The 22,255-nt window shown below is 60.2% G+C and carries 17 protein-coding genes; 13 read left to right on the forward strand and 4 right to left on the reverse strand.

What is annotated here, in order from left to right:
- Nucleotides 1-9: 9 nt before the first annotated feature.
- Genes ACLK1G_RS00640 through qhpG form a run of 4 tightly spaced genes read left to right on the forward strand, consistent with a single transcriptional unit; the run spans nt 10 to nt 5,591 of the window.
- Nucleotides 10-1,914, forward strand: coding sequence for a sigma-54-dependent Fis family transcriptional regulator (locus tag ACLK1G_RS00640; protein WP_420764027.1), 1,905 nt, complete (start codon nt 10-12; stop codon nt 1,912-1,914).
- Complete coding sequence (locus ACLK1G_RS00645; RefSeq protein WP_420763623.1) at nt 1,914-3,632, forward strand: ABC transporter ATP-binding protein; 1,719 nt, start codon at nt 1,914-1,916, stop codon at nt 3,630-3,632. Before ACLK1G_RS00640 ends, ACLK1G_RS00645 begins: the two co-directional genes overlap by 1 nt.
- Complete coding sequence (gene qhpE / locus ACLK1G_RS00650) at nt 3,622-4,299, forward strand: subtilisin-like serine protease QhpE (protein ID WP_420763624.1); 678 nt, start codon at nt 3,622-3,624, stop codon at nt 4,297-4,299. The genes ACLK1G_RS00645 and qhpE overlap by 11 nt, the downstream gene beginning before the upstream one ends.
- Nucleotides 4,296-5,591, forward strand: coding sequence for a flavin-dependent monooxygenase QhpG (gene qhpG / locus ACLK1G_RS00655; RefSeq protein WP_420763625.1), 1,296 nt, complete (start codon nt 4,296-4,298; stop codon nt 5,589-5,591). The genes qhpE and qhpG overlap by 4 nt, the downstream gene beginning before the upstream one ends.
- Before the next feature lie 121 nt (nt 5,592-5,712).
- Here qhpG and ACLK1G_RS00660 read toward each other — a convergent pair whose 3' ends face one another.
- Entirely contained in the window at nt 5,713-7,203 is a 1,491-nt protein-coding gene (locus ACLK1G_RS00660; RefSeq protein ID WP_420763626.1) for an aldehyde dehydrogenase family protein, read from the reverse strand.
- A gap of 476 nt (nt 7,204-7,679) precedes the next feature.
- Between ACLK1G_RS00660 and peaA the strand changes: the two genes are divergently transcribed.
- The 9 genes from peaA to ACLK1G_RS00705 all read left to right on the forward strand — a co-directional run bounded on the left by peaA (nt 7,680) and on the right by ACLK1G_RS00705 (nt 18,652).
- A complete protein-coding gene (gene peaA / locus ACLK1G_RS00665) occupies nt 7,680-9,260 on the forward strand; it encodes a quinohemoprotein amine dehydrogenase subunit alpha (protein WP_420763627.1) in 1,581 nt (526 codons plus the stop codon).
- 81 nt (nt 9,261-9,341) lie between these two features.
- Nucleotides 9,342-10,772, forward strand: a complete 1,431-nt coding sequence (peaB, locus tag ACLK1G_RS00670) for a quinohemoprotein amine dehydrogenase maturation protein (RefSeq protein WP_420763628.1) — start codon at nt 9,342-9,344, stop codon at nt 10,770-10,772.
- 1 nt (nt 10,773) lies between these two features.
- The gene (gene qhpC / locus ACLK1G_RS00675; protein ID WP_007933151.1) at nt 10,774-11,097 is read left to right on the forward strand and encodes a quinohemoprotein amine dehydrogenase subunit gamma; all 324 of its coding nucleotides are present in this window, start codon (nt 10,774-10,776) and stop codon (nt 11,095-11,097) included.
- Between the two features lie 24 nt (nt 11,098-11,121).
- The gene (gene peaD, locus ACLK1G_RS00680; RefSeq protein ID WP_420763629.1) at nt 11,122-12,240 is read left to right on the forward strand and encodes a quinohemoprotein amine dehydrogenase subunit beta; all 1,119 of its coding nucleotides are present in this window, start codon (nt 11,122-11,124) and stop codon (nt 12,238-12,240) included.
- An 80-nt stretch (nt 12,241-12,320) separates the two neighbouring features.
- Entirely contained in the window at nt 12,321-14,021 is a 1,701-nt protein-coding gene (locus tag ACLK1G_RS00685) for an AMP-binding protein (protein WP_420763630.1), read from the forward strand.
- 73 nt (nt 14,022-14,094) lie between these two features.
- Nucleotides 14,095-16,080 carry a M10 family metallopeptidase C-terminal domain-containing protein gene (locus ACLK1G_RS00690; RefSeq protein ID WP_420763631.1) on the forward strand — a complete coding sequence of 662 codons (1,986 nt, stop codon included), beginning with the start codon at nt 14,095-14,097 and terminating at the stop codon, nt 16,078-16,080.
- Nucleotides 16,081-16,244: 164 nt separating this feature from the next.
- Nucleotides 16,245-16,613, forward strand: a complete 369-nt coding sequence (locus tag ACLK1G_RS00695; protein WP_420764028.1) for a RidA family protein — start codon at nt 16,245-16,247, stop codon at nt 16,611-16,613.
- Nucleotides 16,614-16,658: 45 nt separating this feature from the next.
- The gene (locus ACLK1G_RS00700) at nt 16,659-17,537 is read left to right on the forward strand and encodes a LysR family transcriptional regulator (RefSeq protein WP_420763632.1); all 879 of its coding nucleotides are present in this window, start codon (nt 16,659-16,661) and stop codon (nt 17,535-17,537) included.
- Between the two features lie 152 nt (nt 17,538-17,689).
- Nucleotides 17,690-18,652, forward strand: a complete 963-nt coding sequence (locus ACLK1G_RS00705) for an AEC family transporter (RefSeq protein ID WP_420763633.1) — start codon at nt 17,690-17,692, stop codon at nt 18,650-18,652.
- A 111-nt stretch (nt 18,653-18,763) separates the two neighbouring features.
- Here ACLK1G_RS00705 and ACLK1G_RS00710 read toward each other — a convergent pair whose 3' ends face one another.
- The 3 genes from ACLK1G_RS00710 to ACLK1G_RS00720 all read right to left on the reverse strand — a co-directional run bounded on the left by ACLK1G_RS00710 (nt 18,764) and on the right by ACLK1G_RS00720 (nt 22,156).
- Nucleotides 18,764-20,914, reverse strand: coding sequence for a TonB-dependent receptor (locus ACLK1G_RS00710; protein ID WP_420763634.1), 2,151 nt, complete (start codon nt 20,912-20,914; stop codon nt 18,764-18,766).
- Nucleotides 20,915-20,985: 71 nt separating this feature from the next.
- The gene (locus tag ACLK1G_RS00715) at nt 20,986-21,375 is read right to left on the reverse strand and encodes a DUF2946 family protein (RefSeq protein ID WP_420763635.1); all 390 of its coding nucleotides are present in this window, start codon (nt 21,373-21,375) and stop codon (nt 20,986-20,988) included.
- Nucleotides 21,376-21,448: 73 nt separating this feature from the next.
- Complete coding sequence (locus tag ACLK1G_RS00720) at nt 21,449-22,156, reverse strand: TetR/AcrR family transcriptional regulator (RefSeq protein WP_420763636.1); 708 nt, start codon at nt 22,154-22,156, stop codon at nt 21,449-21,451.
- Nucleotides 22,157-22,255: the final 99 nt, after the last annotated feature.

A 22,255-nucleotide genomic window follows, 5' to 3' on the forward strand; every position in this document is an offset into this window, starting at 1 on the left:
GAGCGCTTGCTGATGCTGATAAAAACAACTCATCCCAAACTTCATCGCGAAGCACGGCTGGCCCGGGAAAAGCTGCACCTCGAAGGCACCGTCCCCGATGGCGTATTGCGTGCGGAAATCGATGCGTCGTGGCGGCGCAGCCTCAGCCATGGCGTGCATTTCAATGCCAAGCAAGAACTGGCGTTGGAGTCGAACGCCAGCCTTGATGTGCTGCTGGAGAGCAATCGCTTGTTGATCGATGCGGCGATGCCGGCCATCGATTATCTGGCCGAACGCCAGGGCAAGGAAGGGCTCATCATCCTCGCCAATTCCGACGCCACCATCCTTGCAGCCGAAGGGCACGCCGACCGTTTCAAAGGCAGTGGCCTGCAAGACATCACGCTGGGGGCTTGCTGGAGCGAAGCGGTGCGCGGCACCAACGCCCTGGGTACCGCACTGGTGGAAGCCCGACCGACGATGATCGATTGCGGCGAACATTACCTTGACCGTCTGACTGATTTTTCCTGCACCTCGGTGCCTATCCATTGCCCGCAGGGCGACATCCTCGGCGTCCTTGACCTGACCCGCGAAGGCCCGCTCGGCCGTGTTCACGACAGCACCGCGTTGCTGACCATGGCCGTCAGCCAGATCGAAAGTCGCGTGTTCAATGCCTGTTACCCGGACCAGATCGTTCTCGCCTTCCACAGCCGTCGACAGTACCTCGAATCCCCTTGGCAGGGCTTGCTCGCGGTGAGTCTCGGGGGTCAGATTCTCGCGGTCAGCGCCCAGGCGTGTCAGTTGCTTCACGCCGAGCGTTCGGCGCTCGTGGGGCGGCGCTGTGAAGATTTTCTGGGTGTCGATGGCCTGCAGCTGTTATCGCGTCTGCACCAGGGCGGCGTCGGCAGCCTGCAAACCGCCAAGGGTGAATTTTTCTACAAAGCCCTGCGCGCACCGCAGCGCTCGATCAACGTCAGCACGGTATCGCGCACCCCAGCTAAAAGCGCTAAACCACAACCCGATCTCGAATCCCTGGCCGGCAACAATGCCCGTTATGCCCGGGCGCTGCGCATGGCTCGCCAGGGTCTGGCCAATGAATTACCGGTGTTGCTGCAGGGTGAAACGGGCACCGGTAAGGAAGTCATCGCCCGAGCGTTGCATACGGCTGGAGCGCGCTGCGACAAACCTTTCGTGGCGGTGAACTGCGCGGCAATCCCTGAAGGCCTGATCGAGTCGGAGCTGTTTGGCTATCGCGAGGGTGCCTTTACCGGGTCGCGCCGGGGCGGCATGGTCGGGCGTCTGCAGCAGGCCCATGGCGGCACGTTGTTTCTGGATGAAATCGGCGACATGCCGCTGGCCTTGCAGGCCCGTTTACTCAGGGTATTGCAAGACCGCAAAGTCGCGCCGCTGGGCGCTGGCGAAGAGCAAGACATCGACATCGCGCTGATCTGCGCCACGCATCGCGACCTCAAGCGTCTGGTGGAAGACAAACACTTTCGCGAGGATCTGTTCTACCGAATCAACGGCATCAGCGTGATGCTCCCGGCCCTGCGCGAGCGCGACGACTTCACTGGCCTGGTCGACCGGTTGCTGGCCAAGCTCGATGCGCCGACGGTAGTCCTGCATGACGATTTGAACCGGTTGCTCGGCGGCTATCACTGGCCGGGCAACATCCGCCAGCTGGAAATGGTCCTGCGCACCGCGCTGGCCATGCGTGAATCGGGGGAGACTGTGTTAACCCTCGACCATTTGCCCGACAGCACGCTCGATGAGCTCACCGCCGGCGAGCGCCCTCCAAGTGGCAGTATTCGAGAGCATGAACTGGAATTGATTCGTCAGTCCCTGGACACGCACCAAGGTAATGTATCGGCCGCCGCCGAAGCCCTGGGCATCAGCCGCGCGACCCTGTATCGCAAGCTTAAACAGCTGCGCTCGTGATGCTGCGTTTGATCGTTCGGCTGATCGACAGCCAGAACCCTGCGGCCCAGCAAGCGGCGTTGCGCTGGCTCTACGGCTTCGTGCGTCCGCACCGGCTGGCGATTGCCGGGCTGCTCGGGCTGTCGGCCTGCGCCTCGGCGTTGGTATTGGTGCAACCTTGGCTGACCAAGCTGCTGATCGACGATGGTCTGTTGGCGCGCAACTTTACGATGCTGGTGCTGATCGCCGGGTTGATGATGGCCGCCGGGTTGCTGGGCACGGCACTGTCGGGCGTGAATCGATATCTGCACACGCGATTGTCCGGACGGATTCTGTTTGCCCTGCGCGATGACCTTTATCGGCATTTGCAGACGCTCTCGCCGGGTTTCTACGGCCAGCGGCGAATCGGCGATCTGATGTCGCGCCTCGATGGTGATGTCGCGGAGATCCAGCGTTTCGCCGTGGACTCGCTGTTCTCCGCGGTGTCGAGCGTGATCGGTCTGGTGGTCGCCGTGGCGATGCTGGTGACCTTGTCGTGGAAACTCTCGTTGCTGGCCCTGGTACTGATTCCGATCGACGTGCTCTGGCTACGCTGGATGCGCCGTAAGGTCGAGCGCGATGTCCGGCAGTTGCGCGAGCGTTCGGCGGACATGTCCTCATTCATGGTCGAGACCTTGCCGGTGATGAAATTCATCCAGTCCGCCGGCCAGCAACGGCGCGAAGCACGGCGCCTGGAAACGTTGGGCCAGGGGTACATGAGCCAGCTCTTGCGCTTGCAAGTGACCGAGTTCTTCACACAGGCGGTGCCCGGCACCCTGACGTCGTTGTCGCGGGCCTGTGTATTTTTGATTGGCGGTTACTGGGTGGTGCAAGGGACTTGGCAGTTGGGCGCGCTGATCGCGTTTTCGACCTATCTGGGAATGGCGGTGGGCCCGGTCCAGAGCCTGCTGGGGCTCTATGTCGCGGTTCAGCGGATGACCGTGAGCCTTGGGCGGGTCATGGAACTGCGCGGTGAAGAGCCAACCGTCCTCACTCCGGTTACACCCCAACCGATGCCGGTTTCTGGCGATTTGCGTTTCGACAACGTGCACTTCAGCCATCCCGGCCGCGCGACGACCCTGCGTGGCGTAGAAGCGCAAATTCCCTACGGTTTGAAAGTCGCCTTGAGCGGCGGCTCCGGTGTCGGTAAATCAACCCTGATCGATCTGCTGCAACGGCACCATGATCCGCAATCCGGCCGGGTTTTGCTGGGGGAGGTCGATCTGCGGGAACTGGACCTGTTCCAGCTGCGTCGGCGCATTGCCGTGGTCAGTCAGGACATCGTGCTGTTTCGCGGCAGCCTTGCGGACAACCTGGCCTATGCCGTCCCGGACGCCAGCCGCCAGGCCATCGCCGAAGTGGCGCGGCTGGCTCAGCTCGATAGCCTCATCGAGTCACTGCCCGAAGGCCTCGACAGCCCTTTGGGCGAGCGTGGCCAGCAATTGTCCGGCGGACAGAAACAGCGCATCGCCATCGCCAGGGCGCTGTTGCAGGATACGTTGATCCTGGTGCTGGACGAAGCGACGTCGGCGGTCGACGAAGCCACCGAGCGCGAAGTGATCGAGGCCATCGACCGGCTGTTCGCCGGGCGCACGCGGATTCTGATCAGCCATCGTCCGTCGACCCTGGCCGATGCCGATCTGCGCTTTGAACTGCTGGATGGCGTGCTCACGTCAAAATCGGTGCAGCATGAAACCTGAGCTGCGGATTGGGGTGGTGGACAGCGGTCATTCAGCCGCGCAACGAGTGCGGGTGATTGCCGGTCGACGGTTCTCGCTGCTGGAGGATGGACTGGCCGAAAGCGATTTACGCGACGATCCGCTGGGTCATGGCAGCGCGGTAATCGAGGCCATCGGCCGACGAGCGCCGGCGGCGGTTTTTTGCATCGCCCAGGTGTTCGACCAGCGAGGCATCACCAGCGCCTTGCAGATCGCTGCCGCTATCGATTGGCTGGTGGCGCAGGACGTGCGAGTGATCAACCTGAGCCTCGGTCTTCGGCAGGATCGCAGCCTGTTGCGTGAGGCCTGTGCCGCGGCGGTGGCGCGGGGTGTTTTGCTGTGTGCGTCCAGCCCGGCCCAAGGCGAAGGGGTGTTCCCAGCGAATTATCCGCAAGTGCTACGGGTGACCGGCGATGCGCGTTGTACCGAACAGCAATGGTCGTGGCTCGACAGCGCCCAGGCAGATTTCGCCGCGTGTGTGCACGGCACCCACCCGGGGCAGTCGGGTGCAAGCCTGGGCTGTGCGGCATTGAGCGGACACATTGCGAGTTTTCTCGTTGAAAATCCCGAGGCGAGCAACGCGCAAATTGTCGAATGGCTGCAAAGAAACGCCTGTTATCACGGCCCTGAACGGCGCGTCGGCCCATGAAGCCGATTGTGATTCTCGGCGCGGGGCCTGCGGGGGCTGCGGTGGGCCTGGGGCTGCGGCGGCTCGGCTACCCTGTAACGCTGGTCAGCGAGTGGCGGCGCTTCGCGGCGCTGGAAGGGGTTTCGGCACGGGTGCTGGATGCGTTGCGGGGCGCGGGGCTGCATCAGGCGTTGACGGACGCGGCGCAGCCTTCCCAACGGCAGGTGTCCTGGAACGGTCAGCGGCATGCGCAGAACATTGAGTTTTTGCTGGACCGTCCGAGCTTCGATCGAGGCTTGCGCGAGGATCTGCGGCTGGCCGGCGTCGAGTTGATCGAAGGCCGAGTGCTGACGGTGCAGTCACACGCTTCGGGGCATCGAATCGAACTGCAAGGGCGCGAAGCGCTGCTCGCGGATTTTCTGGTGGACGCTCGCGGACGTCAGGCACCGGCCCTTGGCAAAGGGCTGCGGGGGCCGGAGACGGTCAGTTTGCTCAATCGCTGGCGAGGCGCGCCGGGTATCACCGCCAGTGCTGTTGAAAGCCTTGGGGACGGCTGGGCCTGGATGGCGCGTCGGGCTGACGGCCAGTGTTACTGGCAATGGACGGTGGACGTGGCCAGTGCCGGGTTGCCGGGTAAGGCGCTGCTGCTCGATCACTGCCGTCAGCGCCGCCAGGATTCGCCATTGGCCCGGGAGTTTTTCGGGAGTGAACCGGAAACCGGACTGCATTTGCATGCCCGCAGCAGCACGGCGATTTTGTGTCCCCACGTCTGTGGCGATAACTGGATTCGGATAGGGGACGCGGCCATGGCGGTCGATCCACTGTCGGGTAATGGCATTTTTCAGTCGTTGTCTTCGGCGTTGCAGGCGCCTGCGGTGGTCAACACGCTGTTGCGCAAACCTGAGCGGGCGTTGCTGGCGCAGCGTTTTCATCAGCGGCGGGTCGAGCAGCTGTTTTTGCGTTTTGCGCGCATCGGCCGGGATTTTTATGCCGATGAGCAGCGTTGGCCGGACCAGCCGTTCTGGCTGGCGCGGCGTCAGTGGCCGGATGCTGAAGTCGCCCACGCCGAGGTGGATTACGCCACGTTGAGGGTTGAGCGGGCACCGGTATTGCGCGATGGCTTCGTGGAGGAGGCCGAGGTGGTGATCACGGCGGATCAGCCGCTCGGTATCTGGCATCTGCAAGGCGTGGAGTTGGCACCCTTGGTGCGACGGTTGCGCAGCGAGCCAGCCGAGCGTGTGTTGGAGGGGTTGACGGTGGAGCAGGGGAGGATGGTTCGGAGCTGGTTGTCGGGGCAGGGGTTCAAGCCCTGACATTGGGCTGCCTGGGCTGGCCTATCGCGAGCAAGCTCGCTCCCACAATGGTTTTGCGTCGACCGAATATCCACTGTGGGAGCGAGCCTGCTCGCGATAGCGGTCTAAAGAACGCCGCCAATCACAACTTGATCAACACCGACTTCAACTCGGTGTAATGCTCGATCGCCGCATACCCCATTTCACGCCCGACCCCCGACATCTTGTAGCCGCCAAACGGCAATGCCGGGTCCAGGGCGCTGTGGCAGTTGACCCACACCGAGCCCGACTTGATCCGCGGAATCATCCGGTGCACCGCCGCCAAGTCATTCGACCAGATACTCGCCCCAAGGCCATAAGGGCTGTCATTGGCCAGACGCAACGCATCGGCTTCGTCATCGAACGGAATCGCCACCAGCACCGGGCCGAAGATTTCCTCTTGTACCAATGAATGCCGCTGATCGACATCCACAATCACCGTGGGCTTGACGAAGAAGCCCGGCCCGAATTGCTCACCGCCGCAAGCGATGGTCGCGCCGCTTTCCCGACCTTTTTCGATGTAACCATAAACCCGCTCCTGTTGACGCGCGGAAATCAGCGGGCCCATTGCGACACTGGGGTCCAGGCCATTGCCCAGTTTCATCGCATTGGCGATGTCGGCGATGTCCGCCACCACATTGTCGAAATGCTTGCGTTGCACATACAGCCGGGACCCGGCGCAGCAGACCTGGCCCTGGTTGAAGAAGATCGCGCTGGCGGCGCCCGCTGCGGCGGTCTTCAGGTCGGCGTCGGCCATCACAATGGTTGGGGATTTGCCGCCCAGCTCCAAGGTGACCCGGGTCATGGATTCCATGGCGATCTTGCCGATCTGCTTGCCCACGGCGGTGGAGCCGGTGAACGTCAGCTTGTCCACCAACGGGTTATGAGTCAGGGCGGAGCCCGCCGTGACACCGGTGCCGGTGACCACATTGAACACGCCTTCGGGGTAACCGGCTTCCAGCACCAGTTCGGCGAGCTTCAGCGCGGTCAACGGTGTTTCGTCGGCAGGTTTGAGCACGACGGTGCAACCGGTGGCCAGGGCCGGACCGAGTTTCCAGCAAGCCAGCAGCAGCGGGAAATTCCAGGCGACGATGGCCCCAACCACGCCCACCGCTTCGCGACGAATGAAACTGTGAAATTGATCGTTGGGCATCAGCGGCAGCGACACGTCAACGCTGGAACCTTCGATCTTGGTGGCCCAACCGGCCATGTAGCGCAGGAAATCGATAGACAGCTGCACGTCCATCACTTGCGCCACCGCCGCGCTCTTACCGTTGTTCAGGCATTCGAGTTGCGCCAGCAGTTCGGCGTCGCGCTGCATCAGATCGGCGAGTTTCCACAGCAGGTTCTGCCGTTCCCGAGGGCGGGTGCGGGTCCAGGCCGAATCGTCGAACGCCTGACGGGCGGCGAGCACTGCACGGTCGACATCCTCGGGCGTGGCCCGTGGCACCACGCATAACACTTCGCCCGTGGCCGGGTTGTGCAGGGGCATGGTCTGGCCGTCCGCGGCCTCGACCCAGTCGCCGCCGATGAGCATGCGTGGGGCGCGTTGGACGAAGGCCGAGGTGGCGGGAAGCAGATTAGGCAGGGGCATGATGAGACCTCTTGTTGTGCGTGAGAACGTGGATCTCTCCAAGGTTGGCAATGGCTGTGCCAAGTACCGGGAACGGGCCAAGGCCCTTTGTTGGCGGGGGTTGAGCGATAAAAGGCGAAAATGGCACCCAGTGGTTTTGTCGCAAATCGCGACAACGCTGAGACGGCGAGCCATTGCGTTTGTACTTGAACATTGCCGCTGGCCATGAAGTATTCCAGCCGGGGGCACCTATGCTTGTCTCAGACTGCAACGGCTGTCGCGATATAAGACGCAGGTCATCTCGTTCTGATGCGTAGAAAAGCCAAGATATTCCTATAACTCATTGATTTTAATGCCGTTCGTTAAGCTGGCACGCTCCGTGTATTGCTCATCGCAGACGTTTCTCTTGCCTCCGTCAGCGGCTTGTCGCCGACGGCAGAAACCATAAAAACGATAAGCCACAAAAATAAGAAAGCACCGTGGGAGGTTCGACGTTGATGAAGAGAAAACTCCGATCAGGCCTGAGCGCCAGTCTGTTGACCGTGGCGGCCTGTGTAGCGCTGCATTCGCCTTACAGCCTGGCAGCTCGCGACGCCCAGACCATCCTCAGGGAAACCTGTCAGGGCTGTCACATCCCCGAAGCCGATAACGCCCTGAGCCGTATCAGCCACCAGCGCAAAACGCCGGAAGGCTGGCTGATGAGTATTGCCCGGATGCAGGTCATGCATGGTGTGCAGATCAGCGATGACGATCGCCGGACCCTCGTCAAATACCTGGCTGACACCCAAGGCCTGGCGCCCAGTGAGACCGATGGTGTGCGTTATGCCTTGGAGCGACGGCTCAATACCGTCGAGAAGTTCGACGACCAGACCAGCCAGATGTGTGGCCGCTGTCACTCCGGTGCGCGGGTTGCCCTGCAGCGTCGACCTGCCCAGGAATGGGAGCGCCTGGTGAACTTCCACCTCGGCCAATGGCCGTCCCTCGAATACCAGGCCCTGTCCCGCGACCGCGATTGGTTCGATCTGGCCCGCAAAGAGATGGTGCCGCTGCTGGCCAAGCGTTATTCGCTGGACAACCCGGCCTGGAAGAAATGGGTGGGTAGCGCGCCGAAAGCCGAGGCGCTGGTCGGCGACTGGAGCTTCAGCGGGCACCTGCCGGGTAAAGGCGAACTGGCTGGCGTCATGAGCGTGACTGCCGATGGCAGCGACACGTTCAAGGTCAACGTCAAAGGTCAGTATGCCGACGGCAGCCCGTTCAACGGCGATGGCAGTGCGATTCTCTACACCGGTTACGAATGGCGCGGCAACGTGACCATCGATGGCGTAGTCATGCGTCAGGTGTTCGCCGCCCAGGGCAACGCCATGCAGGGTCGGATGTTCGAGGCCGAGCACGACGAGCGGGGCCTGGACTTTGTCGCCGCCAAACAGGGCTCCAACCGTTTGCTGGCCGTGCAGCCGGGGTATCTGAAGGCGGGCAGCGAAACCGAAGTTACCCTGATCGGCAGCGGCCTGACCGGCAAACCGGATTTTGGTAAAGGCGTGGAAGTGGTTCAGGTGCTTGAGCAAAGTCCGGAGCGCCTGCGAGTCAAGATCAAGGCCGCTGCCAATGCGCAACCGGGCCTGCGCAACGTCACGCTCGGCACGCTGAAAGGCCCGACACTGTCGGTCTATAGCAAGATCGCTGAAGTCAAAGTCGTGCCCGAATTCTCAGTGGCGCGGATCGGCGAGGGCGGTGGTTCGACGCCAAAAGTCCAGGGCCGTTTCGATGCCGAAGCCTGGGGCAAGGGCGCTGACGGCAAGCCCTATCGCATCGGCGTATTCCCTGCGCAATGGAAGGTCGAGGCTTTCGATGACCGTGCCAAAGAGGATGAAGACGTCAAGTTTGCCGGCACCATGCAGGCCGATACCGGTGTGTTCACCCCAGGCGATGCCGGGCCGAACCCGCAGCGCAAGATGTCCACCAACAATGCCGGCAATCTCAAGGTGATCGCCGCCGTCGACGACGCAGGGAAATCCCTGACCGGCGAAGGCCACATGATCGTCACCGTGCAACGCTGGAACAATCCACCCATTCCATAAGTTGGCTGTTTGTAGCGGTTCCAGACACTTTTCGGAATGACCGCAGGCCTCGTGAATCGGGGCTTGCACAGGAGGTTTGCAATGGGCGCTATTTTGAATCTGGTCGAACGCAATCTGCACGAAGTGCATGTCGACGCCGACCGCATGCTGTTCCACATTCCCAGCAGCTCGCTGTTCGCCAGCGATGAGCTGACGGGCACCATCATCGATACCTTGCGCGGCCCCGGCTGCTCATCGGACGACCTGATCCAGCGCTTGGCCGCACGCTTCAACGGCGAAGAAATCACCGAAACCCTGCGTGAGCTGATTTCCCTGGAACTGGTCAGCGACGGCTCACCGCTGTCGCCGGACATCGGTACCAAACGGGTGGAGCGCACCGCAATCAATACCGTGGTGCTCAACGTCAACACGGGCTGCAATCTGAGCTGCACCTACTGCTACAAAGAAGACCTCGACAAGCCCTCGGCGGGCAAGAAGATGGACATCGAAACGGCGGTCGCTTCGGTAGAAATGCTGCTGCGCGAATCCCCCGATGAAGAGCGTTTCACTGTGGTGTTCTTCGGGGGGGAGCCGCTGAGCAACCGCAAGCTGATCGAGTACATGGTCGACTACTGTGAAAAGCGGTTTGCCGAGGCGGGCAAGTTCGTCGAGTTCGTCATGACCACCAACGCCACGCTGCTCACCGAAGACACCGTGGACTACCTCAACGCCCACCGCTTCGGGCTCTCGGTGAGTATCGACGGGCCGAAGACCGTGCATGATCGCAATCGCATCACGGTGGGTGGGCAGGGCACGTATGACGTGGTGCGGCGCAAGGCCGAGATGCTGTTGTCGCGTTACAACAGCCGTCCAGTGGGGGCGCGGGTGACCCTGACCACTGGCGTTACCGATGTAGAGACCATCTGGGACCACCTGTTCAACGAACTGGGATTTGCCGAGGTCGGTTTTGCTCCGGTGACGTCCGGTGATATCAGCAGCTTCAACCTGTCCAGCGACGAACTGATCGAGGTCTTCGCCAACATGAAAAAGCTCGGTCGTCGTTACCTGGAAGCGGCATTGGAGCACCGCAACATCGGGTTCTCCAACCTGCACCAGTTGATCACCGACATCCATGAAGGCCACAAGAAAGCCCTGCCGTGCGGCGCGGGCCTGAAAATGCTGGCGGTGGATCACAAGGGCGAATTGAACCTGTGCCACCGCTTTACCGGTTCGAGCCTGCCGACGTTCGGCAACGTTCACAGCGGGGTGAAACAGGTCGAGTTGAATGACTTCCTGTCCCAGCGGCTCGACCGTACCAATACTGGCTGTGAAGACTGCCAGATCCGCAATCTCTGCTCCGGCGGCTGCTACCACGAGAGCTACGCCCGATACGGCGACCCGACTCATCCGACCTACCACTACTGCGAACTGATGCGTGACTGGGTCGACTTCGGCATCGAGGTCTACACCCGGATCATGGCTCACAACCCTGCGTTCATCAGCAGTTACATCACTCCGCGCAAGGCTCACTGATATGAAACATCTCAAGGCAATCAATAACAAAGCCCAGAAACTCGATCAGGCCGCGGCCGAGAACCGAATCGAAGAAGTGGTGGCGATGAGCTCCGTCGCCGGCTGCGCCTCGACCACCGATCCTGGTTGGGAAATCGACGCGTTCGGCGGCGTGTCGTCGCTGTGCCAGCCGATGGAAGCCGACCTGTATGGTTGCTCCGACCCCTGCTGGTGGCCGGCCCAGGTGCCGGACATGATGAGCACCTATCCGGACTGGAACAAGGATGCCCAGGCGTCCAACGAAAACTGGCGCAACCTCGGCACCGTTTTTCCTAAAGACAAGTGATCGGTCATGAAGAAGGATTCCAGCATGCAATGCATCAAAGCCTGCGGCTTGGCCGCGTTCGGTGTCCTGGGCGTTATCTCATTCGATGTCCTGGCCGATGAAAACACCGCCCTGCAAAGCGGCCACGAGTACATGGTGACCACCAATTATCCGAACAACCTGCACGTGATCGACCTGGCCACCGACAGCCTGTTCAAGACCTGCAAGATGCCGGACGCCTTCGGTCCCGGCACCGTGCAACTGTCGCCGGATCGCAAGACCGCCTACGTGTTGAACAACCATTACGCGGATATTTACGGTGTTGAGCTGGACAGCTGCAAACAGGTCTTTCACGCCAGCATCACCCAGAAACCGGGGGAGAAAGCGAAATCCATGTTCGCTTTTACTGTTGGCCACGACGGCAAGGAACTCTTTGCCATCGCCAACCCGACGTTGATGCTCAACGACCGTTACGAAGTACAGCAACCCCGGCTCGATGTGTACGCCACCGATGCCGGCATGAACGCCAAACCTGTTCGCAGTTTTCCGGCACCGCGGCAGCTGACCATCATGCAAAGCGGTGACGATGGCACGCTGTATGTGGCGGGAGCGGATGTCTACAAGGTCAACGTGAACACCGGCAAATTCGACGTGCTGATCCCCAGTCGTCATTGGAAGCGTGAAAACTACAGCGCGCCGGACGTGCTTTATGTGTGGAACCAGCAAACGTACCGCCATGATTTTTCGCTGCTCTACACCGCCGCGAAATTCAAGGACAAGCAGCAGGACCCGGCCACCGCCGAATACCTCTATGGGCTGTTCAGCATCGACCTGAAAACCGGCAAGACCGAAACCACCGATTTCGGCCCTCTGACGGAGATCTATTTCAGTGGCATGCGTTCGCCCAAGGACCCGAACCTGATGTTCGGTGTACTCAACCGTCTGGCCAAGTACGACATCAAGCAGAAAAAACTGCTTCAGGCCGCCACGCTGGACCATTCCTTTTACTGCATTTCGTTCAACAAGGCCGGCAGCAAGATTTACCTGGCGGGTACCTTCAACGACGTAGCGGTGTTCGACGCCGACAGTTTGAAGCAGATCGGCAACATCAAATTGCCCGGCGGTGATATGGCGATTACCACGGCGCAGATATTCACGCGTTAAAAACAAAGAGGGCAAGCCATTCAACAAAGCGCCGTGGTTGAAACCCCGGACCACATTTGGATCGTACAGAGAGAACAGATATGAGTGTCCCCAGTTACACCCGTGGACCGCAAACCACACCCTTGCTGGCGATGACCATTGGCGCGGCGTTCGACCGAGCGGTGGAACGGTTCTGCGATCGCGAAGCGTTGGTCGTACGGCATCAAGGGCTGCGCTACACCTGGGCACAGTTGGCCGAGGAGGTGGACTGTTGCGCACGAGGATTGCTCGCGCTGGGCCTCAAGGCCGGTGAACGGGTCGGCATCTGGTCGCCGAACTGCGCGCAATGGTGCATTGCCCAATTCGCAACCGCCAAGGTGGGAGCGGTGTTGGTGAACATCAATCCGGCCTACCGCCTGACCGAGCTTGAATACACCCTCAAGCAGTCGGGGTGCCGCTGGCTGATTTGTGCCGATTCGTTCAAGACCTCCAACTACCACGCGATGCTTCATGATCTGCTGCCCGAACTCCAACGCTGCGCCGTAGGCGCACTGCAAAGTGGCCGGTTGCCTGAGTTGCGGGGCGTGATCAGCCTTGGCGATGCGCCAGCCGCCGGTATGTTGTCATGGGAGAGGTTGCGAGACCTGACGGAACGAGTGGCTCCGGAGCAATTGCGCGAACGCGGCGAACAATTGCAGTTCGACGATCCGGTCAACATCCAGTACACCTCGGGGACCACCGGATTCCCTAAAGGCGCCACCCTCAGCCATTACAACATCCTGAATAACGGCTTTATGGTCGGTGAAAGCCTGAAGCTCAGCGAGCAAGACCGGCTTGTAATACCGGTGCCGTTGTATCACTGCTTCGGCATGGTCATGGGTAACCTGGGTTGTGTCACCCACGGAACGACAATGATCTACCCCAGTGCGGCGTTCGATCCTCTGGAGACCTTGCGGGCCGCCGCACAGGAGAAAGCGACCGGCGTGTATGGCGTGCCGACCATGTTCATCGCGATGCTCGACCACCCGCAGCGCCAGTCATTGGATTTGAGTCATCTGCGAACGGGCATCATGGCCGGCTCCACCTGCCCGATCGAAGTCATGAAGCGGGTGATCGAAGACCTGCACCTCAAGGAGATGCAGATCGCCTACGGCATGACCGAAACCAGCCCGGTCTCCACCCAGACCGGGCCGGACGACGATATCGAACACCGAGTCACCCGTGTCGGCCGCACCCAGCCGCACTTGGAAAGCAAGGTCATCGACGAACAGAACCGGGTCGTTCCTCGCGGTCAGATTGGCGAACTGTGTACTCGCGGCTACAGCGTGATGCTGGGCTACTGGAACAACCCGCAGGCGACCGCGCAGGCCATCGACGATGCGGGCTGGATGCACACCGGCGACCTGGCAATCATGGACGACGAGGGTTATCTGAAGATCATCGGGCGCAATAAGGACATGATCATTCGAGGGGGCGAGAACGTCTACCCGCGCGAAATAGAGGAGTTCTTCTTCAGCCATCCTTCGGTGGCAGACGTTCAGGTCATCGGTGTTCCGGACAAGGTCTATGGGGAAGAGATCGTTGCTTGGATCAGGCTGCACGAGGGACACCAGGCAAGCGCTGAAGAGCTGCGCGATTACTGCAAGGGCCGGATCGCTCATTTCAAGACGCCACGCCACTTCAAGTTCGTTGACAACTTTCCGATGACCGTCAGCGGTAAGGTGCAGAAGTTCCGCATGCGTGAAATCAGCGTAGAGGAACTGGGAGCGCCCGGTTCGCCGATGCCCTTGATAGGCGGTTGAGGGATGAAAAGTGGCAACCTGACTGACCCATGTCTATAGTTTTTGGCGCCTAATAGCTACAGGAGACATGGACATGAGTCAGGACATTTCGCCCGCCGCTGCAGCGGCGCGGAACACAGGCATGGTTGCCACCACCTTATGGGGCTCGGACACTGTCGCAGGTATCACGGTCGATCCGGACGGTGCTATCTGGCTGGGCGCTTATAGTCGCCTGGGATTGGGAGGCGAAGAGGACTCGGGCTTCACCGGTAGCCTGGTCCGGTTCAATGCCGACGGTAGCCTGGACCGCAGCTTCAGTGGAGACGGTAAATCGCTTCTTCCTGTGTCGCTCGATATCGAGGACGGCGGTAATGCCGCGGTGCAGCCGGGAGGCGGTTACCTGGTGGCGCAGTACGTGCAAGTCGGCGACGCCTGGGTATCGGGGGTAAGTCGCACCTTGGCGGACGGCAGCCTGGATACGAGTTTCGGGAATGGCGGCACCGCGATCGTGCCTTTTTACTGGAATGACAATCTAGGCCAGCAAGCGTCGTTCTCCGTGCAACGCGACGGAAGCTTTTTCGCAAGCGCGGGGTATCCCTCCGGGGAGATCTATATCGCCCGCTTCGACGCGACGGGGGCCTTGATCCCGTCTTTCGCAGAGGCAGGGGTCTTGCACCTGCCAGCGTCCGTCGGCATTCACCCCGGCGGCACGATCGACGTTTCGCTGCAGGAAGACGGGAAAATATTGGTCACAGGGCAAGATACCCTGACCCGCCTCAACCCGGACGGTACCCTGGATAGCGGCTTCGCGAACGGGGGCAGCCTGGCCCTGGATGTTCATGCGGATGCCCTCGTCATCCAGGATGACGGCAAAATCCTGCTGGCGGGCGCCTCGGGGGGCGTGGCGACCGTCACCCGACTCAACGCCGACGGCTCGCTCGACAGCAGCTTCGGTGACCAGGGTAAGGTGAGTTGGGGCTCGCAAAACGCTCCTTTTGCGATCGCCGACATGATTGTGCTGGCCAACGGCAAGGTATTGATTGGCGCAAGCCAAGGTACAAGCGCGGACGGCTACCTGGCCTCCCTGGTTCAGTTGAACCCCGACGGTAGCCTGGACCGCAGCTTTGGCAATCCCGACGACGGCTATCACCACGTCGACGGTGGCCGCGATGATGATTTCTTGCCCGGTACCGCGTCATTCGACGATGCGATCTCTGGCGGGGCCGGTAACGATCTGCTCGATGGCCAGGAAGGTCGTGACTTGCTGACGGGCGGGGCCGGTGCCGATACGTTCCGTTACGAGTCAATCGCAGACAGTTACCGAACCGCAACCACCGCCCATAGCGACCGAATCACCGACTTCGACCCCAGCACCGATACCCTCGATCTCTCATCCCTGGGCTTTCTCGGGCTGGGCAATGGCTATGACGGAACGCTGGCGATACGCGTCAATGAAAGCGGGACGCGGACCTACCTCAAGAGTTTCGAGGCCAACGCGGATGGGGAACGCTTCGAAGTGGTCTTCGAGGGTAATCTGGGCCAAACGCTGGATGAAACCAACGTCCTGTTCCAGCAAGCCAGGTTGGTGGGCACCGAAGGGGACGATCGTTTACAAGGCAACGCCCGAGGCGAAATCATCGAAGGGCACGCGGGCGATGATCGCCTCTATGGAGCGTTAGGCAATGACGTATTGATTGGCGCAGAAGGCCGGGACCAATTGGTCGGTGGCGGCAACAACGACGTGTTCCGCTTCGACCTGCTGAGCGACAGCTACCGTACCGCCACCGAAAACCACACTGACCGCCTGATGGACTACACCACGGGTGAAGACACGATCGATGTGTCCGCCTTGGGCTTTACCCGACTCGGCAATGGGTACAACGGCACCTTGGATGTAGTTGTCAATCAAGCCAAGAACCTGACTTACTTGAAGAGCTACGAAGCCGACGCATCAGGGGCTCGATTCGAGTTGAGCCTGGTCGGGGATCACTCCGGTTACCGTGACTTGAACATCATCTTCGCCGAGCCCCCGCAAGAGGAGGTCTTTCAACTGATCGGAGTGGCTGACTCGCTGGCGTGAAACGCAAACCTGGCTGTTCCGGGCCTAAGGCGTTGGCATGAAAGGCCCGCTTGGATGTCAATCCAGCTGCGCTGGGCATAACCTTGGCATTTGGTGGTGCCCAGCGTATGGTTCGGCTGGTTGACGGCCCGACCTTAATATTCCCAGTTCATGGATTAAAACCGATGGCAACGATTGAACGTTTTCAGAGCAACGCGCGGATGTCCGGTGTGGTTAGTCACGGCGATCTGCTTTACCTCTCCGGCCAGGTACCTACTGATCTACAGGCTGGCATCGAAGAGCAGACGCAGCAGGTGCTGGCCAAAATCGAAGCCTTGTTGGCGTTGGCGGGCAGCGACAAGGGCCAGCTTTTGAGCGCACAGATCTGGCTTAAAGACATTGATCGTGATTTCGCGGCGATGAACTCAGTGTGGGATGCTTGGCTTCCAACCGACTGCGCTCCTGCACGGGCCACTGTTCAGGCAAATCTGGCGCGACCCGAGGTGCTGGTTGAGATCATGGTAATAGCAGCGAAACCTGCCCTTGATGCTTGATCCCTTTATGACAAGCTCGGCCATCAATCTCCAGGATTAATGGCTATGTCTCTACGCGCACTTCGAACACTGCTTGCCATTGCCCAATACGGTTCTTTTGTTAGGGCCGCGGACGCCGTGCATTTGACCCAGTCAGCGATCAGCCTTCACGTCCGGTCTTTGGAGGAAGATTTCAATACACTTCTGTTTGATCGCTCACGGCGGTTGCCGGTGCTGACGGATGCTGGGCATATTGCCGTTGAGCGCGCGCGAGAAATTCTAGCCTTATACGACGGCATCTCGTCCGAGATTGGAGGCGACACTGAGTTGCGCGGCAGGCTTAGAATCGGTGCCATTCATACAGCGCTGGCGAGCGTGCTGCCTCTCGCGCTGTCGGCATTGCGTGCCGAACATCCTCACCTGCGCATCACTGTTGCGTCGGGAATGTCCGCCGAATTGGCCACGCGCGTAGAGGCGGGCGAGCTTGACGTTGCGATCACCACCGAACCGGTAAAACCACACCCTTACGGCCTGGCAAGCACGGTACTTTACGAGGAAGGGTTCTGGATCATCGCGCCGGTATCACACGCGCATGAGGACTTGAAGCTTCTACTCAAAAGCCAGCCGTTCATTCGATTCGATCGTCGCGCCTGGGCAGGTCGAACCATTGAGCGAGAGCTTCGCGCTATGCGGCTGCGTGTGGAGACCAGCATGGAGCTGGATAGCCAGGATGCGATTATCAAGATGGTCTCAAGCGGGTTGGGCGTATCGATCGTTCCGCTCTCCCGGCATCAAGTCGTAAGCTTGAAAACACTGGCCGTTCAACCGTTCGGCATCCCTCAAAAAACCAGGCGTGTGGTATTGCTGGAGCGCGAAGATCGTCCGCTTGCGCGACTGGCGGCAGCGCTGGCGAACGCGGTGAAAGCCCATGTCTTGCCCGATTAACCATGAGTAATACTTGTTGATCACTGAAGTTTAAAACGTTTTTATTTTGGAGTTCGACCTCTTATCGTGGACCTCAGTCATTGAGTTTTTGGGGGCGCCATGATCAGTAGACCTACCGTAGACATGCCGCTGATGAGCCGACGGATTGCGGAATGCGAACCGTTGGCACAGAAAATCAAGGCACGCGCATGACCCTCTCCCTGCTGACTGCCTTGTTGCCGATCGCGCTTTTGATCGTGCTGGGCGCGTGGCTCAAGCATCGTCAGTTTTTGGCGGATACGTTCTGGGCGCAGGCAGAGCGCTTGGCGTATTACGTGTTGTTGCCTTCTCTTTTCTTTCACGGACTGGCGACCGCCAACCTTGATGGCGTGCCGTTTCAAAGCATGGTTTCGGTGCTCGTATTCTCGACTGTTGTGGTATCGCTAATGTTGTTGAGCGCCAGATCGCTGATCACCACGGACGATGCTGCGTTCACTTCGGTTTTTCAGGGGGGGATACGTTTCAATAATTACGTGGGCGTGTCGGCAGCTGCGGGCTTGTTCGGTGTGCAGGGTATAGCCCTGGCCGCGGTCGCGAACGCGGCCATCGTGCCCAGTGTGAACATTTTGTGTGTATTGGTCTTCGCAAAGTACGGCTCAGGCGGCAGGATGCCATTGGGCAAAGTCCTCAAACAGTTGGCACTGAACCCGCTGATACTTGCGTGCTTCGCCGGCGGATTGATCCAATTCTCGGGCTGGGGATTACCTGTGGGCATTGAGCCGATGCTCAAAGCCTTGGGGCAAATGTCACTACCGCTCGGATTGCTCTGCGTGGGTGCTGCGCTTGAGTTCGCAAGCATCAGGCAATGGTGGCGTCCGGTTGGTTACTCGTCGCTGACCAAGTTTTTAATCATGCCGCTGGTGACACTTTGGGCGTGCCACCTATTCGGACTTGAAGGAAAGGCCGCGGTTGCAGCACTTCTGTTCCAAGCACTGCCCACGGCCTCGTCCTCCTACATCATGGCAAGGCAGTTAGGAGGGGATGCCCCCCTTATGGCTGGGATCATCGCTTGCCAGACCATGCTGGCAGGACTGGCACTTCCAGCTGTCATCCTCGTGATGACCCAGTGGATTTGAGTGCGCTCTCAGCCATGCTACCAGGCTAGCCAACGCGGGACGGCCTGCGCTCCGACTCATAATCAGACACGTCAGGCCGTCAGACGACTTGTTGCAGTGCGTTCAGGCTTGTCAGTACTTCCACTGCATGGCGACTTCCAGACTGCGCGGTTCCCCCACGTAATATTGAGTGTTGCTCTGGTGGATGAAACGGGCATAGACCTCGTCGGTCAGGTTGCGCAGGCGCGCGCTGACTTGCAGGTGTTTGTCCAGGTCGTGGGTCATGGACAGGCCGTACAGGGTGTAGGAAGGCACCCACATCGTATTGGCGGTGTTGGCGTAAACCGACGACACGTAGCGCGCGTCGGCCCCGAGTTGCCAGCCAGGAGCCACGTCATAGGTCAGCCAGAGATTGGCGACCCGATCTGGAATGTTCACCGGATTATTGCCTTTGCGTGAGTGCACGACGCCTGCGATGGTTTCATTGAACTCGTCGTACTCGGCCCTGACCCAAGTGACGTTGCCGGCCGCCAATAGCTTGGGCGTGACCTTGAACGACGCTGCCAGCTCAATGCCGGTGGAGGTTTGCTGACCCGCTTGTTCGGTGGTGTTGGGGATCGTCGAGGAGGGGACGGAGATGTTCTTGCGCACGATGCGGTAGGCCGCGGCGGTGGCCGAGCCGCGACCGTCAAGAAAATCGAACTTGCTGCCCACCTCGACTTGGCGACCGGTGCTCAAGTCAAAATCGCCCACCTGGGCAATGGAGGCGCTGGTCAGCGTGCCTCCCGGCGGCTCGGCCGACGTACTGTATTGGGTATAAAGGCTGACATTGGACGTCAGGTCGTACACCAGGCCCACGCGACCCGTGACTGCATCCCAACGCTTGTCGAGCCTGGCCTGGGCCACATGATCGACGACCTCGAAGTCGATGTGGTCATAGCGCAGCGCAGTGATCAGCGACAGTTGTTCGGTCAGGCGCGTACGGTTCTCGACGAAAGCCGAGGAGGTATCGGTCCAGGTGCTGCGACCTTTAGCGCGTGGTGCGTCCATCCCCGGAATGTCCAAAAACTGGCCCGGCTCAAAGCCATTTGGGTCGATGGTATCGAAGGCACCTTTGGACAGTGGGTAGTTGGTTTGCTGGTTGGTGTTGTAATCCACGCCCAGGGCCCAATCGCTGGCCAGGCCGAACAGCTGAGCCTGGTGAGTCAGCTCGATACGGTCACCGTTGACCTCCTGGTCGTGCCGCTGGCGGTAACCGCCGGAGCGGGCGATGGCACTGTTGTCGCTGTTGTAGCGGTAGACCTCAAGGTTGCGGTAATCGCGCTGGCCGTCGTAGTGATAGAAGGTGTTGCGCAATTGGGTGTTGTCGTCCAGATGGTAGTCGGTGATTGAACGTATCCAGCGGGTGCGCTGCTCGTAACGACCGTCTTCGACGTTGTAGTTGTTGAAGCGGTTGTGCTTGTCGATGTGCAGCTTGCCGGTCAGCGGTTGCAATACCGGCGTGCCCCAGTAGGGACTGTCTTCCTTCTCCTCCAGGTACTCGATCGCCAGCGTATGGGAGAGTCGGTCGTTGATGTCGCTGAGCAGGGAGAAGGCCAGGTTGCCCGCACCGTTCTCCTGGCGATCGATATAGCCGTTGCTGCTGGTGCGGCTGTAGTCGAGCCGCGCATAGTGACGTGGACCGTCACCGCTGTTGAGCGCCTTATTGAAGCCGACCGCGGTTTCCCAAGTGTCGTAGCGACCGTAGCTCATCCGGCCCTCGAAGGTATCTTCCTCGCGGTTGGCGAGCTTGGTGATCACGTTCAGGCTGCCACCCACGGCACCGCTGCCGTTGAGGAACGAGGAGGGGCCGCCGAGCAATTCCACCCGGTCATAAATCCAGGCGCCGACCGGACGTGCTGCGCCGCCGTATTGCAGGTTGATGCCGTTGAACAACTGGCTGATCTGGGCACCGTTGAAACCGCGATACGACACATAGCCGCCCCAGCCGGGCGGTGCAGAAGCGTTTACGCCTGGCAGGGCGTTCGCCGCATCCTGAAAGTTGCGCGCGCCGATGCGTTCCATTGTCTTGCGATCGGCCACGCTCACAGAGGCCGGGTTTTCCCGGGCACTGAGGTTCAGACGCGAGCCGCTTTCGATGGGGGTATCCAGGTCCAGGCTGGTCGCCGGTTTCGGCTGGTCGGCCGAGGCGTTGATGTAGCTGGTGGGTAAATTCAGGGTTGTGTCTTGCGCCCACGCGCAGGTGCTGCCCGCGAGCAGCGCCAAAGTAGTCAAGCGAAACATGAATAGCTTCCTGGCTTAATTCGATGAGCACACACCGACCGCGCGTCAGGCAGCGGCTAGTGGTGATGATGTCAAGGCGAGGGAAGCAGGGCGGGGGAGGCGCGAGGATTGATCAGGGGCCAGCGCTGCCTGGGTAAGCAACGGGTAGGTTGTGCGGGCAAGGGCCAGGCTGGTTCGCCGGCAAGCAAGGCGAGCAGCCCGAAGAACGCCGCGAGCAGGATCGCACCGAACAGGCTGGCAATGACGCAATCAGCCTCGACGGGCAGTGACGGGGCGGGCGCATCATGCACGCTTTCGAAGACTGCACCGCCGCCTGTGGAGCAAAGCAGTCCGCCGTCCAAACCGCTCAATCGCAAGCCGGCCATTTGCCCGTGGCCCATCGCGCACAGCAACGATGCGAACAGGACGCTGAAATACAGCACCCAGGCAATCATCGATTTTTTGCGGCTGGCCAGCTTCATCAGCAAAGCTCGTTGAGAAGGAACGGTTTTTTGGCGAGCGGATTCTACATTTTTTGATCCGTCAGTGGGCTTTTCAACAGTCCGACCTACAGGGACTGCCTTGCTCAACCTTCAGTCCGGGCAGGAGGGTGTCGCAGAAAAACGTCGCGATGGATTCCGGCGAGCGCGGGCCGCCGGGCTTGATCCACAAGTAGCTGTAATGGTGTATGCCAAGGATAGCCTTGACGGCCAACGCGTCAGCTGTACGGAAGGTCCCCTCGTTCACGCCGGCCTTGAGGATTTGCGACCAGAGCTTTTCATACTGCCGGTGCAGGTCGAGCAACTCGGTCTGGCGCTCGCCAATGACGGAATACACCTCCCGGAAACATACCGTCATTTCGGCCAGGTGAGTGACAATCGTGCGCATCACAATGGCCGAGAACTGGCGAAATTTATCCTCCGCGGGCAGGTCACTCTCGCACAGAGGCGTGCCCTCAGCGATGAGCACCCGCAAGTACCGGCTGGTGATCTCGAACAGGAGCTCTTCCTTGCTGCCGATGTGGTAATACAGCGCGCCTCGAGCCAGGCCGGTGGCTTTTTCCAACTCAGCCATGCCGGTCGCGTGAAACCCGCGCGTCGAAAACAATTGCGCAGCGACTTTCAGTATCCGCTCCTTGGTGCTGGTTTCAGCAGGTTCGGCAGCGACGACGGCGTTCTTTTTTCCCATGGGCCATTTCCAACCGGTTGAGCGGCAATCATACCCATGCGTGCGCGTTGAAGGATACAAATGGGAGAAGCTCATCCGAGGGTCGTAGGAAGATAGTTGTATTGACCGATCGGTACAGAGACGACTATAAGCCCAGCGTAGTTGAACCTGTTTCAACGGGCGCGGTGGCGTCGA

Origin of the sequence: Pseudomonas algeriensis (genome assembly GCF_048847255.1) — a bacterium.
Classification (GTDB): domain Bacteria; phylum Pseudomonadota; class Gammaproteobacteria; order Pseudomonadales; family Pseudomonadaceae; genus Aquipseudomonas.